The 12,516-nt window shown below is 67.4% G+C and carries 12 protein-coding genes and 1 pseudogene; 9 read left to right on the forward strand and 4 right to left on the reverse strand.

Translation table 11 applies throughout. The annotated features are described in order from the left end of the window. The first annotated feature begins 104 nt into the window (after nt 1-104). From QMX85_RS06485 to QMX85_RS06495, 3 genes and pseudogenes are all read left to right on the forward strand, one after another. Nucleotides 105-1,574, forward strand: a complete 1,470-nt coding sequence (locus tag QMX85_RS06485; protein WP_282339325.1) for an NAD(P)/FAD-dependent oxidoreductase — start codon at nt 105-107, stop codon at nt 1,572-1,574. Then, nucleotides 1,558-2,472 (forward strand): annotated as a pseudogene (locus QMX85_RS06490) (alpha/beta hydrolase); the annotation flags it as partial. The gene QMX85_RS06485 and the pseudogene QMX85_RS06490, both read left to right, overlap by 17 nt. A gap of 9 nt (nt 2,473-2,481) precedes the next feature. Further along, nucleotides 2,482-3,240, forward strand: a complete 759-nt coding sequence (locus QMX85_RS06495) for an SDR family oxidoreductase (RefSeq protein WP_282339356.1) — start codon at nt 2,482-2,484, stop codon at nt 3,238-3,240. A 28-nt stretch (nt 3,241-3,268) separates the two neighbouring features. On the opposite strand, the gene rsmD is transcribed toward QMX85_RS06495, so the two are convergent. The 3 genes from rsmD to QMX85_RS06510 are packed head-to-tail and all read right to left on the reverse strand — an operon-like array spanning nt 3,269 to nt 6,718. After that, nucleotides 3,269-3,874, reverse strand: coding sequence for a 16S rRNA (guanine(966)-N(2))-methyltransferase RsmD (gene rsmD / locus QMX85_RS06500; protein ID WP_282339326.1), 606 nt, complete (start codon nt 3,872-3,874; stop codon nt 3,269-3,271). Beyond that, a complete protein-coding gene (locus tag QMX85_RS06505) occupies nt 3,874-5,367 on the reverse strand; it encodes a pitrilysin family protein (RefSeq protein WP_282339327.1) in 1,494 nt (497 codons plus the stop codon). The genes rsmD and QMX85_RS06505 overlap by 1 nt, the downstream gene beginning before the upstream one ends. Further along, nucleotides 5,360-6,718, reverse strand: coding sequence for a pitrilysin family protein (locus QMX85_RS06510; protein ID WP_282339328.1), 1,359 nt, complete (start codon nt 6,716-6,718; stop codon nt 5,360-5,362). Before QMX85_RS06510 ends, QMX85_RS06505 begins: the two co-directional genes overlap by 8 nt. A 247-nt stretch (nt 6,719-6,965) precedes the next feature. Between QMX85_RS06510 and ftsY the strand changes: the two genes are divergently transcribed. From ftsY to rpoH, 4 genes are all read left to right on the forward strand, one after another. Continuing rightward, a complete protein-coding gene (gene ftsY / locus QMX85_RS06515) occupies nt 6,966-8,228 on the forward strand; it encodes a signal recognition particle-docking protein FtsY (RefSeq protein WP_282339329.1) in 1,263 nt (420 codons plus the stop codon). Beyond that, complete coding sequence (gene ftsE, locus QMX85_RS06520) at nt 8,225-8,893, forward strand: cell division ATP-binding protein FtsE (protein WP_090224165.1); 669 nt, start codon at nt 8,225-8,227, stop codon at nt 8,891-8,893. The genes ftsY and ftsE overlap by 4 nt, the downstream gene beginning before the upstream one ends. Then, entirely contained in the window at nt 8,890-9,909 is a 1,020-nt protein-coding gene (ftsX, locus tag QMX85_RS06525; RefSeq protein WP_282339330.1) for a permease-like cell division protein FtsX, read from the forward strand. The genes ftsE and ftsX overlap by 4 nt, the downstream gene beginning before the upstream one ends. 158 nt (nt 9,910-10,067) lie before the next feature. Continuing rightward, nucleotides 10,068-10,922 (forward strand): RNA polymerase sigma factor RpoH, encoded by an 855-nt coding sequence (rpoH, locus tag QMX85_RS06530; protein WP_282339331.1) that lies wholly within the window; start codon nt 10,068-10,070, stop codon nt 10,920-10,922. A gap of 73 nt (nt 10,923-10,995) precedes the next feature. Here the strand turns inward: rpoH and mtgA are convergent, their stop codons facing one another. After that, nucleotides 10,996-11,703: a monofunctional biosynthetic peptidoglycan transglycosylase gene (mtgA, locus tag QMX85_RS06535; protein ID WP_282339332.1), complete on the reverse strand. Its 708-nt coding sequence runs from the start codon at nt 11,701-11,703 to the stop codon at nt 10,996-10,998. Between the two features lie 131 nt (nt 11,704-11,834). Between mtgA and QMX85_RS06540 the strand changes: the two genes are divergently transcribed. Further along, entirely contained in the window at nt 11,835-12,209 is a 375-nt protein-coding gene (locus tag QMX85_RS06540) for a DUF423 domain-containing protein (protein ID WP_282339333.1), read from the forward strand. 92 nt (nt 12,210-12,301) lie between these two features. Continuing rightward, a complete protein-coding gene (gene thiS / locus QMX85_RS06545; protein WP_090224157.1) occupies nt 12,302-12,502 on the forward strand; it encodes a sulfur carrier protein ThiS in 201 nt (66 codons plus the stop codon). Nucleotides 12,503-12,516: the final 14 nt, after the last annotated feature.

Here is a 12,516-nt window from a genome sequence, read left to right on the forward strand (position 1 = left end):
GGGCACGTCGCTGGCACGATCGCCGCGAATGGCTAGGATGGTGGCATCCGCCTCGCTGCGGAGGGATCGCGCCGGACTGCTCGGTCCAACGATGGGAGAGAACAATGAACAATAATCCCCACCCCCCGGCGCCCCTGCGCGTGCTGATCATCGGCGCCGGTTTCGCCGGCCTGGGTCTGGCGATCAAACTGCGCCAGGCCGGCATTGAGGACTTTCTGATACTCGAGAAGGCCGACGACATCGGCGGCTGCTGGCGCGACAACCACTACCCTGGCGCCGCCTGCGACGTGCCCTCGCACCTGTATTCCTATTCCTTCGAGGCGAAGGCCGACTGGTCGCGCAAGTTCGCCCCGCAGGCGGAGATCCTCGCCTACCAGCAGCAGTGCGTGGCGAAGTACCGGCTGCGGCCGTTCATCCGCTTCGGCTGTGAGGTCGCCGAGGCGCGCTTCGACGCAGAAGCCGGCGTCTGGAATGTGCTGGACGGCGAGGACCGGCGTTATTCCGCGCGGGCGCTGGTCAGCGCCACCGGCCAGCTCAGCCGGCCGCTGTATCCGTCGCTTCCCGGACTGGGACGCTTCGCCGGGGAACGCTTCCATTCGGCGCACTGGCGGCATGGCCTGGACCTGCGCGGCAAGCGGGTGGCGGTGATCGGCACCGGTGCCAGCGCGATCCAGTTCGTGCCGGCGATCGCAGGCGAGGTCGCCCGGTTGCATCTGTTCCAGCGCAGCGCCGCCTACGTGATCGCCAAGCCGGATCGCGCCTACGCACCCTGGGAGCGTCGCCTGAAGGCGCGCCTGCCGTGGCTGCAGCGCCTCGACCGCGGCCTCAAGTACGTGCAGCACGAGGCGCGGGTGCTGGCCTTCTCGGTGTTTCCGCCGCTGATGAAGGTGATGCGCCTGCGCTTTCTCTGGCACCTGCGCCGCAGCATCGCCGATCCGGCGCTGCGCCGGCGGCTGCAGCCGGACTATCCGCTGGGTTGCAAGCGCATCCTGATCAGCAACGACTTCTACCCGGCGCTGGCGCGAAGCAACGTGGAACTGGTGGATACGGCGATCCGCGAGGTGGTCCCGAGCGGCGTGGTCACTGCCGACGGCCGCTTGCGCGAGGTCGACGCGATCATTTACGGCACCGGCTTCGCCGCCACCGAATTCCTCGCCCCCATGCGGCTGTACGGCCTCGACGGACGCGAGCTCGGCGCCGCCTGGAAGGACGGCGCCGAGGCCTACAAAGGCATCAGCGTCGCCGGCTTCCCCAACCTGTTCATCCTCTACGGACCGAACACCAACCTCGGCCACAACTCGATCCTCTACATGCTCGAGAGCCAGTTTTCCTATGTGCTGGCCTGCCTGCGCCGCCTCGACGGGTTGCGCTACCTCGACCTCAAGCCGCAGGTGCAGGCCGCGTTCAACCAGCGCCTGCAGGAGGACGTGCGGCACACCGTGTGGGAGCGCGGCTGCCACAGCTGGTACAAGACCGCCGCCGGCAAGAACACCAACAACTGGCCGGGCTTCACCTTCCGTTACCGCCAGCAGACCCGCCTACCGGAGTTCACCGATTATGACCTTGTCCGTTGATATCCCGGCGTCCGCGGGCGCGTCCCAGCGTCTGCTCGGCGGGTTGCTGCGCGGTACCCTGCGCCTATTGTTTCGCGGGCTGATCCGCCCGCCGATGCCGATTACCGGGCAGCGCTTGGTGCTTCGCGTGCTCGCCGCGGCGACGCTGACGCCGCGCGGCGTTCGTCGCCAGCGCGGGACGATCGGTGGAGTTCCTTGCGAATGGCTGCGCGTGCCGCACGCCGAGGCTCGGGTGCTGCTGTACCTGCACGGGGGGGCCTACGTCATCGGCTCGCCGGCCACCCACCGCTCGATCACCGCGAACCTGGCCAGGCGCTGCGGCGCGGACGTCTGCGCGCTGGACTACCGGCTGGCGCCCGAACATCCCTATCCGGCGGCGTTGGAGGATGCATTGGCTGCATACGCGGCGCTGTTGGAGCAGGGCACGCCGGCGTCACGGATCGTCTTCGCCGGGGACTCGGCCGGTGGCCACCTGGCGCTGATCACCGCGCTCGCGCTGAAGGCGCGCGGTATGCCGTTGCCCGCGGCGCTGGTGCTGTTCTCGCCGCTGACCGATGCCGGCGGCAGCGAACGGCACGCCCCGGCAGCCGGCGATCCGCTGCTCTCCTCGGCGTGGATCGAACAGGCGGCGCACGCATTCTTCCCGTCGCACATCCCGCGCGAGGCGCCCGAGCTGTCACCGCTGAATGCCGACCTGACCGGCCTGCCGCCGTTGCTTATCCAGGTCGGCGAGGACGAGATCCTGCGCAATGACAGCTTGCGCCTGGCCGAGCGCGCGTCGGCGGCGGGCGTGAGCGTGCGCCTGCAGCGCTACCTCGGCTGCTGGCACGTGTTCCAGGCGCATGCTGGCGTGCTGGCGGTGGCCGACCGGGCGCTGGACGAGGTGGCGCGTTTCGTCGCACCGGGGATGAACAGCATCCTCATTACCGGCGCCGCCTCCGGTATCGGCGCCGCCACGGCGCGACTTTTCCACGCCCGCGGGTGGCGCGTCGGTCTGCTCGATCAAGACGGCGAGGCACTGGCGGCGCTGGCCGGGGAGCTGGAGGGCGCCTGGCATGCCGAACTGGATGTGCTGGACAGGCCGGCGGTGAGCGCGGCGCTGGACGCGTTCGTCCAAGCCTGTGGCGGCCACCTGCGCATGTTGTTCAACTGCGCCGGCATTCTGCGTTTCGGCGCCTTCGCCGAGATCACTGCCGAGGAGCACGGGCGTATCGTCGCGATCAACGTGGAGGGGCTGATTAACTGTTGCCATGCCGCGTTTCCCCATTTGCGCCGAACGCCCGGGGCGCAGGTGTTGAACATGGGTTCGGCCTCCGGGCTCTACGGCGTGCCACAGATGGCCAGCTACTCGGCGTCGAAATTCGCCGTGCGCGGGTTGACCGAGGCGTTGGAGCTGGAGTGGCGGCCACACGGGATTCGCGTCGCCGACCTGATGCCGCCCTTCGTGCGCACGCCGATGGTCATCCGGCAGACCTTCGAGCCGCCGGTGCTGCGCAGGCTGGGGTTGCGCATGGGACCGGAGACGATCGCCGAGGCGGCCTGGCGGCACACCACCTGTGAGGCCGTGCACCGGCCGATAGGCGCGCAGTTCAAGGCACTTTACTGGGCCGGGCAGCTGTCGCCGCCGTGGATGAATCGGCTGGTGATGCGCTGGCTGAGCCGTTGATGCCGGCCCGGCCAGGCTCCAGGGTGCGCTAGCCGCGCTCCCAGAGCGCGTAATGCACCTGCCCGGCGTTCTTCTCGCGGTGCAGGCGCCAGTTGGCGGGCATCGGCAGGCCTGACGGAGCCCCTTCGCTTTCGGTGTAGATCCAGGCGCGCGCGGCCAGCCAGCCGCGGTTTTCCAGCAGCTCGCAGCTGGTCTGCAGCAGGTTCTGGTGGAAGGGCGGATCGAGGAAGACTACGTCGAACGGCTGCGCGGCCTGGTTTTCCAGGTAACGCAGGGCGTCGCCCTGGACCAGTTGCCCGCGCCCGCAGGCCAGGGTGTCGAGGTGCTGGCGCAGCGCGGCCAGCGCCTCGCCGTTGGTGTCCAGCGCCAGGGTCTGCCCGGCGCCGCGCGACAGCGCTTCGAGGAACAGCGCGCCGCTGCCGGTGTAGGCATCCAGCACGCGTGCGCCCTCGATGTACGGCGCCAGCCAGTTGAACAGCGTCTCGCGAACCCGGTCCGGGGTCGGCCGCAGGGCCGGGCCGTTGGGAAAGGCGAAACGCCGGCTGCGCCATTCGCCGCCGATGATGCGCAGCGATCCCGTGCCGCCATGGGGCTTGGCGGCGCTACGCGAGGGTTTGACGGTCTGTCCGCGCATCAGTGCTCCGGGACCCCGAGGGGCTGTTCGGCGGGTTTGTCGGTCGGCGCCGGCAACGGCTTCTGCGCCACCGTGGGGCCGGCCGTGACGACGACGAAGTCATCGGCGGAGAGGTGTTTCGCCATCGCCGCCCTGACCTGTTCGACGCTCAGCGCCTGGGCCTGGTTCATGAAGTCCTGCAGATAACTCAGCGGCAGGTCATAGAAACCCATGGCGCCCAGTTGGCCGACGATGTCGGCGTTGCTCGCGGTGGTCAGCGGGAAACTGCCGGCCAGCTCGCGCTTGGCGTCGTCGAGTTCCTTCTGCGTGGGGCCTTCGGCGAGGTAGTCGCGGACGATCTGTTGAACCAGCCCGAGCGTGCCTTCGCTCTGCTCGGCGCGGGTCTGCAGGCTGATCATGAACGGCCCGCGCGCCTGCATGCCGGAGAAGCCGGAGCTGACGCCGTAGGTCAGGCCGCGTTTCTCGCGCACCTCTTTCATCAGCCGGGTGCCGAAACCGCCGCCGCCGAGAATCTGGTTGCCCATGAACAGCGCCGCGTAATCCGCGTCTCCGCGCTTGATGCCGAGCTGGGCGAGCAGGATGTGGGTCTGTTTGGAGGGGAACTCGATATGGCTGAGGCCGGGTTTCGGCGCCTGCGGTTCGGCCATCTTCGCCAGTGCCGGGCCTTTCGGAAGGGCGCTGGAGACCTGCGCGGCGATGGTTTCCGCCTCGCTGCGCGAGAGGTCGCCGACCAGTGCGATCACCACGTTGCCGGCGGCATAGGCCTTCTGGTGGAAGGCGCGCAACTGTTCCAGGCTGATCGCCGGGAGGGTCGCCTCGTTGCCGTCGCTGGGGTGCGCGTAGGGGTGGTCGCCGTAGAGACGCTCGAACAGCGCATCGCCGGCCAGCTTGCCGGGGTTCTGCTTTCGGTACTCGAAGCCGGCCAGCAGCTGGTTCTTGATCCGCGCCAGCGAGTCGGCGGGGAAGGTCGGCTTGCCGATCACTTCGGCGAACAGCGCCAGCGCCGGCTCGCGCTTGTCGACCGCGCTCAGGCTGCGCAGGCTGGCGATGGCCATGTCGCGGTAGGCGCCGTTGCCGAAGTCGGCACCCAGGCCCTCGAAGCCTTCGGCGATGGCGCCGACATCCTTGCCGGCGACGCCTTCGTTGAGCATCGCGTTGGTCAGCGTGGCCAGGCCGGGCACGTCGCCGTCCTGGGCGCTGCCAGCGGCGAAGGTCAGGCGCAGGTCGAACATCGGCACCTCGCGGGCCTCGACGAAGAGCACCTTGGCGCCCTCGGCGGTCTGCCAGCTCTGGATGTCCAGGTTGCGGTAGCTCGGCGCCTTCTTGTCCAGCTCGGCCAGCGACTCGAGCCTGGCCTGCGCTTCGCTCTGGTGTGGCACGGCTTGCGCGGCGGGCTGGCGGTCATGGTTGACGTACACGGCCAGCAGCACGATGAGAATGATCAGGACGAGGCCGAACAGGCTGTGGCGCAGGTCGTTGCTGGACTCACTCATCGTGGGCTTCCTCAGGCAGAACGTGGGCGACGCTCAGCCGCGTGCGGGTGAAATAGGTGCTGGCGGCGGCCTGGATATCCGCCGGGGTGACGGCTTCGAGATCGGCGAGCTCCTGGTCCATCAGCTTCCAGGACAGGCCGACGCTTTCGAGCTGACCCATGGTGTTGGCCTGGCTGGTGATCGAGTCGCGCTCGTAGACCAGCCCGGCGATCACCTGGGCGCGGACACGGGCCAGTTCCTCGGCGGACGGCGGGGTTTTCTTCAGCTCGTCGAGCAGGCGCCAGACGCCGGCTTCGGTGTCGGCCAGGGTCTTGCCCGTCTGCACGTTGGGCGTGGCGCTGACGACGAACAGGCTGTCGCCGCGGGTATAGGCCTCGTACCAGGCTGACGCGCCGGAAACCAGCTCCTCGCCACGCTCCAGCCGCGACGGCAGTCGTGCGCTGTAGCCGCCGTCGAGCAGCGCTCCGATCAGGCGCAGGGCGTTGACCTCCCGCGGATTCTTGGCGGTCGCCAGGCCCGGCACGTTGAAACCCATGATCAGGCTCGGCAGCTGGGTCTTGACGTGCAGCGTCAGGCGCCGCTCGCCGGGTTCCGCCAGCTCCAGCGGACGTTTGGAAGAGGGCACCGCGCGTTTCGGGATGTTGCCGAACCAGCGCTGGGCGAGCGCCTTGACCTCGTCGGCGCTGACATCGCCGACCACCACCAGGGTGGCGTTGTTCGGCGCATACCAGCTCTGGTACCAGGCGCGCAGTTCGTCGATCTGCATGCGCTCGAGGTCGGCCATCCAGCCGATGGTGGGAATGCTGTAGCCGCTGGCCGGGTAGGCCATGGCCTTGAAGCGCTCGAAGGCGAGGGCGTTCGGCTTGTCGTCGGTGCGCAGGCGGCGTTCTTCCTTGATCACTTCGATCTCGCGGCTGAACTCGTCGGCCGGCAGCTTGAGCCCGGCCATGCGGTCGGCTTCCAGCTCGAGGGCGACGTTCAGGCGATCGCGCGCCAGCACCTGGTAGTAGGCGGTGTAGTCGTCGCTGGTGAAGGCGTTTTCCTCGGCGCCGAGGTCGCGCAGGATCAGCGAGGCCTCGCCCGGGCCGAGCTTGCGGCTGCCCTTGAACATCATGTGTTCTAGGGCGTGAGAGAGCCCGGTGCGACCCGGCTGTTCGTAGCTCGAGCCGACCTTGTACCAGAGCTGGGAGACCACCACGGGGGCGCGGTGGTCCTCGCGGACCAGGACCTTGAGGCCGTTGTCGAGGCTGAATTCGTGGGTGGGCGAGGGTTCCGCGGCCAGCAGCGGCAGCGGCATGCAGAGGGCGCCGAGGAGCACACCGGCGACACGGCAGAGAAGCGCTTTGTTCATCGAATGGACCTTTCGGGCGGGCCGCCGGGTCTTAGCCTCAGCGGGCGAGGAGGTGCTAGGATACGCATCCATTTTCCCGGCGGCCATGCCTGTCGGGGCCGCCCTGCGACGCTGCCTTCGCGGGTGGCGGAAAACCTGCTCGAGTCGCCAGGTGTGTCGTCCCTTTCGTTTCGCCCCGTTCGGCCGACGCCCTCTTTATGTTTGGACGAGCCCGCTGGCGCGGCGCTCCCTTGAGATACCCGTCCCCATGTTTGGTTCCAACGACGACAAGAAGCCCCCGGTCGCTCCGGAAGAGAAGAAAGGCCTGTTCGGCTGGCTGCGCAAGAAGCCGCAGGACAGCGCCGAGCCGACCCCGGCCGCGCCGCAGCCGGAGGCCGAGCCGAGCCTCGAAGAAACTCCCGCCGAGGCGTTGCCGAGCGCCAGCGCGCCGCAGCCGTTGGTGCTGGAAAACCTGCCTGAAAGCCTGGCCGAACCAGCGCCTGAGGTCGCGCCCTTGCCGCAGGCAGTCGTCGCCGAGCCCGAGCCGATCATTCCTGCTCTCGCCGCTGCGCCGGTTGAAGTCGCCAAACCCGTCGACAAGGCCGGTTTCTTCGCCCGTCTCCGTCAGGGCCTGTCGAAGACCAGCGCCAGTCTCGGCGAAGGCATGGCCAGCCTGTTTCTCGGCAGGAAGGCGATCGACGACGACCTGCTCGACGAACTGGAAACCCGCCTGCTGACCGCCGACGTCGGCGTCGAGGCCACCTCGGCGATCATGCAGAGCCTGACCAAGCGCGTGGCGCGCAAGGAGCTGGCCGACAGCGGCGCGCTGTACAAGGCGCTGCAGGACGAACTGGCCGCGCTGCTCGCTCCGGTCGAACAGCCGCTGCGGATTCCGGCGCAAATCCGCCCGTACGTGATCCTTGTGGTCGGCGTGAACGGTGCCGGCAAGACCACCACCATCGGCAAGCTGGCGAAGAAGCTCCAGCTCGAAGGTAAGAAGGTCATGCTCGCCGCCGGCGACACCTTCCGCGCCGCGGCCGTGGAACAGCTGCAGGTGTGGGGTGAGCGCAACAACATCGCGGTGATCGCCCAGCACACCGGCGCCGATTCCGCCTCGGTGATCTTCGATGCGGTGCAGGCCGCCAAGGCGCGCGGCGTCGACGTGCTGATCGCCGACACGGCCGGGCGTCTACACACCAAAGACAACCTGATGGAAGAACTGAAGAAGGTCCGCCGGGTGATCGGCAAGCTCGACGAGGCGGCGCCGCACGAGGTGCTGCTGGTGCTTGACGCCGGCACCGGGCAGAACGCGATCAACCAGACCAAGCAGTTCAACCAGGCGGTCGCGCTCACCGGCCTGGCCCTGACCAAGCTCGATGGCACCGCCAAGGGCGGGGTGATCTTCGCCCTGGCCAAGCAGTTCGGTCTGCCGATCCGCTACATCGGTGTCGGCGAAGGCATCGACGACCTGCGCGACTTCGAGGCCGAAGCCTTCGTCAAGGCGCTGTTCTCGGAGAAAACCCCCGCATGATCCGTTTCGATCAGGTCGGCAAGCGCTATCCCAATGGCCACGTCGGCATCCACGAGCTGTCGTTCCGTGTGAAGCGCGGCGAATTCCTCTTCGTCACCGGCCATTCCGGTGCCGGCAAGAGCACCCTGCTGCGGCTGCTGCTGGCGATGGAACGACCCACCACCGGCAAGCTGCTGCTCGCCGGACAGGACCTGTCGACCATCACCAACGCGCAGATTCCGTTCCTGCGCCGGCAGATCGGCGTGGTGTTCCAGAACCACCAGCTGCTCTTCGATCGCACGGTGTTCGACAACGTCGCACTGCCGCTGCAGATCCTCGGCCTGGGCCGCGACGAGATCGCCGAACGCGTCGGCACCGCGCTGGAGCGCGTCAGCCTGCACGACAAGGCCGAGCTGTATCCGGCCGACCTGTCCACCGGCCAGCAGCAACGCGTCGGCATCGCCCGCGCGGTGGTGCATCGCCCGGCACTGCTGCTCGCCGACGAACCCACCGGTAACCTCGACCCGCGCCTCGCCGCGGAGATCATGGGCGTGTTCGAGGACATCAACCGCCTCGGCACGACGGTGTTGATCGCCAGCCACGACCTAGCGCTGATCGCGCGCATGCGCCATCGCATGCTGACCCTGCAGCGCGGACGCCTGATCGGCGACGGGGAGGCCGCATGAGCGCCACCCGCATGCCGCCACCCAACCCGTCCGAGCGCGTCGGCGCGGCGCGTAAGCAGCAGCCGGAGCCGCAGCACCACGACGACGGCCCGGACTTCCGTACGTTGCTGCACGCCTGGCTGGAAAGCCATCGCGCCAGCCTGGTGGACAGCCTGCTGCGCCTCGGCCGGCAACCGATCGGCAGCTTCTTCACCTGCCTGGTGATGGCCATCGCCCTGAGCCTGCCGATGGGCCTGTCGCTGCTGCTGAGCAACGTCGAGCGGCTGGGCGGTTCCTGGCAGCGCGCCGCGCAGATTTCCCTTTACCTGCAGATGGACGCCACCGACAAGGATGGCGAGGCGATGCGCGACAACATCGCCACGATGCCGGGCGTGGCGGACGCCGAGTGGATCAGCCGGCAACGCGCGCTGGACGAGTTCCAGCAGCAGTCCGGCCTCGGCCAGGCGCTCAAGGAGTTGCCGGACAATCCGCTGCCTGGCGTTGTCCTGGTGACTCCAAACGAGATCGACAAGGCCGCCCTGGAGGCGCTGCGCCAGGCGTTGTCCGAGCTGCCCAAGGTGCAGCAGGCGCAGCTCGACCTGGTCTGGGTCGAGCGGCTCACCGCGATCCTCGGCCTCGGCGACCGCTTCGTCTTCGGCCTCACGGTGCTGCTGGTGCTGGCGCTGTTGCTGGTGATCGGCAATACCATCCGCCTGCACATCGAGAACCGCCGTACCGAGATCGAGGTGATCAAGCTGGTCGGCGGCACCGACAGCTACGTGCGCCGGCCCTTCCTCTACATGGGCGCGCTCTACGGCCTGGGCGCGGGGTTGCTGGCCTGGCTGGTGCTGGCCTTCGGGCTGGACTGGCTGAACCAGGCGGTGGTGCGTCTGGCGGGGCTGTACAACAGCGACTTCGCCCTTGCCGGCGTGCCGCTCGACGACGGCCTGTCGTTGCTGCTGGGGGCGGTGTTCCTCGGTTACATCGGTGCCTGGCTGGCCGTGGCGCGCCATCTACGCGAGCTGGCTCCGCGATGATTCGATCATCGAGATTCAGTTTTTAGATAGATAAAAGCTATATATTTCAATCGGTTGACGGCACCGTAGCAATCGGTATGGAAGGAACTTGGCGACCGTCTTGCAGTCCAATCGAGCAGTGATAAACTGCCCGACGTTTGATGAATCGGAGGATTCGAATGACCACTTCATTGCAACCTGTGCGTGCGTTGGTCCCAGGCTCGAACCTGGAGGCTTATGTGCACTCGGTCAACAGCATTCCGCTGCTGACCCTGGAGCAGGAACGCGAACTGGCCGGACGCCTCTTCTACCAGCAGGACCTCGAGGCGGCCCGGCAGATGGTGCTCGCGCACCTGCGCTTCGTCGTCCACATCGCACGCAGCTACGCCGGTTACGGGCTGAACCAGTCCGACCTGATCCAGGAAGGCAACGTCGGCCTGATGAAGGCCGTGAAGCGCTTCAACCCCGAAATGGGCGTGCGTCTGGTTTCCTTCGCGGTGCACTGGATCAAGGCCGAGATCCACGAATTCATCCTGCGCAACTGGCGCATCGTCAAGGTCGCCACGACCAAGGCGCAGCGCAAGCTGTTCTTCAACCTGCGCAGCCAGAAGAAGCGTCTGGCCTGGCTGAACAACGACGAAGTGCAGCGCGTGGCGGAAAGCCTTGGCGTCGAGCCGCGTGAAGTGCGCGAGATGGAAAGTCGCCTGAGCGGCCACGACATGGCCTTCGATCCGGCGGCGGATGCCGACGACGACAGTGCATTCCAGTCGCCGGCGCACTACCTCGAAGACCACCGCTACGACCCGGCCATGCAGATGGAAGACGCCGACTGGAGCGACAGTTCCTCCGCCGGTCTCTACGAGGCGCTGGAAGGCCTCGACGAGCGCAGCCGCGACATCCTCCAGCAGCGTTGGCTGGCCGAGGAGAAGGCGACCCTGCATGACCTGGCCGCCAAGTACAACGTCTCCGCCGAGCGTATCCGCCAACTGGAGAAGAACGCCATGAACAAGCTCAAGGGCTCGATCCAGGCGTAAGCGACCGATAATGAAAAAGCCGCACCCGGGTGCGGCTTTTTTCTGTCTGCGATTCGCTGATCCGGGGACGGCCTCAGGGCAGCCGGCCTTTGAGCGCCATCAGGTAGTCGCTGCCACCCAGTTGCCGGCTTTGCTGGCGAATCCAGCTGGCACGGCGGCTGACGTAGGCGCTGGGTCGGCTGGCGCTCCATTCGCGCGGATTCGGCAGCACTGCGGCGAGCAGACTGGCCTGGCGCGCCGAGAGGTAGGCGGCGCCTATGCCGAAGTGATGCTGCGCTGCGGCCTCGGCGCCGAAGATGCCGTTACCGAACTCGACGCTGTTTAGGTAGACCTCGAGGATGCGCTGCTTCGGCCAGAGCAGCTCCAGCAGGCCGGTGAACCACACTTCCAGGCCCTTGCGCAGCCAACTGCGACCGGACCAGAGGAACAGGTTCTTCGCCGTTTGCTGGCTCAGCGTGCTGGCGCCGCGCAGCGAGCCGCCGCGTTCGTTGTGCGCCATCGCCGCCTGGATCGCCGCGATGTCGAAGCCCCAGTGCTCAGCGAATTTCTGGTCCTCGCCGGCGATCACCGCGATCTTCAGGTCGTCCGGCAGCTGTTTCCAGGGCCGCCAGGTGCGCTGCAGATCGATCGGCTCACCGTCGGTCCACGACTCGATCTTGCGCTCCACCATCAGCGCCGTGAGCGGCGGCGGTACCCAGCGAAGTACCAGTACCAGCAGGGCGCTGAGGGCGACGAAGCCAAGGAGAAGCTTGACCAGGCGACGGTACAGCGTTCGGAGCATGGGCTGGCCTCAATCCGTTGTGGGCCGGTCGACAGGCTGCGACTGAGGGTCGCGACAGGTCCGATCCGGAATAGGAATAATCGGTGCGGCGCGCCATTATAGCGGCGCATTCCCGCCATCTGGAGTTACACATGCTGCGCCTGCATCTGATGCTTTCCGCGTTCTTCGGTTTCACCGGCGTGGCCCTTGGCGCATTCGCAGCGCATGGCCTGAAGAGCCGCCTCAGCGCCGAATACCTCGCGGTGTTCCAGACCGGCGTGCATTACCAGATGATCCACGCCCTCGCCCTGTTCGGCGTTGCGCTGCTCTCGCTGCATGCGCCGAGCCGGCTGCTGGGCATCGCCGGCGGTGCCTTCGTTCTCGGCATCCTGCTGTTTTCCGGCAGCCTTTACGCGCTGATCCTGGTCGGTATCGGCAAGCTCGGCATCATCACCCCGATCGGCGGTGTGGCCTTCCTGGTCGGCTGGGCGTGCCTGGGGCTGAGCGCTTGGCGCCTCACCGCCTGATCGTTCCGGGACGAATGGTGCCCGATGCCCTTGGTCCACCGGGGCGATCGGGCTAGAATGCCGACCCCGTAAAATCGCGACCATTCCAGCCCATGCATATCCAGTTGAACGGCGAATCCTTCGAGCTCCCTGACGGCCAGACCGTCGCGGACCTGCTCGTGCGCCTCGATCTGGTCGGGCGCCGGGTGGCCGTCGAGCTCAATCTGGACATCGTTCCGCGTAGCCAGCACGCCAGCACGTCGCTGGCCGAAGGCGACCAGGTCGAGGTCGTCCATGCCATCGGTGGCGGTTAACCGCACGAGGAGTT

Source organism: Pseudomonas sp. PS02288 (assembly GCF_029959715.1).
Taxonomy (GTDB): domain Bacteria; phylum Pseudomonadota; class Gammaproteobacteria; order Pseudomonadales; family Pseudomonadaceae; genus Pseudomonas_O; species Pseudomonas_O kuykendallii.

What these genes read in the sequence shown, in the direction of transcription:
- QMX85_RS06485 (WP_282339325.1), top strand. Translation starts at nt 105, where the DNA reads ATGAACAATAATCCCCACCCCCCGGCGCCCCTGCGCGTGCTGATCATC.
- QMX85_RS06495 (WP_282339356.1), top strand. Translation starts at nt 2,482, where the DNA reads ATGAACAGCATCCTCATTACCGGCGCCGCCTCCGGTATCGGCGCCGCC.
- rsmD (WP_282339326.1), bottom strand. Translation starts at nt 3,874, where the DNA reads ATGCGCGGACAGACCGTCAAACCCTCGCGTAGCGCCGCCAAGCCCCAT.
- QMX85_RS06505 (WP_282339327.1), bottom strand. Translation starts at nt 5,367, where the DNA reads ATGAGTGAGTCCAGCAACGACCTGCGCCACAGCCTGTTCGGCCTCGTC.
- QMX85_RS06510 (WP_282339328.1), bottom strand. Translation starts at nt 6,718, where the DNA reads ATGAACAAAGCGCTTCTCTGCCGTGTCGCCGGTGTGCTCCTCGGCGCC.
- ftsY (WP_282339329.1), top strand. Translation starts at nt 6,966, where the DNA reads ATGTTTGGTTCCAACGACGACAAGAAGCCCCCGGTCGCTCCGGAAGAG.
- ftsE (WP_090224165.1), top strand. Translation starts at nt 8,225, where the DNA reads ATGATCCGTTTCGATCAGGTCGGCAAGCGCTATCCCAATGGCCACGTC.
- ftsX (WP_282339330.1), top strand. Translation starts at nt 8,890, where the DNA reads ATGAGCGCCACCCGCATGCCGCCACCCAACCCGTCCGAGCGCGTCGGC.
- rpoH (WP_282339331.1), top strand. Translation starts at nt 10,068, where the DNA reads ATGACCACTTCATTGCAACCTGTGCGTGCGTTGGTCCCAGGCTCGAAC.
- mtgA (WP_282339332.1), bottom strand. Translation starts at nt 11,703, where the DNA reads ATGCTCCGAACGCTGTACCGTCGCCTGGTCAAGCTTCTCCTTGGCTTC.
- QMX85_RS06540 (WP_282339333.1), top strand. Translation starts at nt 11,835, where the DNA reads ATGCTGCGCCTGCATCTGATGCTTTCCGCGTTCTTCGGTTTCACCGGC.
- thiS (WP_090224157.1), top strand. Translation starts at nt 12,302, where the DNA reads ATGCATATCCAGTTGAACGGCGAATCCTTCGAGCTCCCTGACGGCCAG.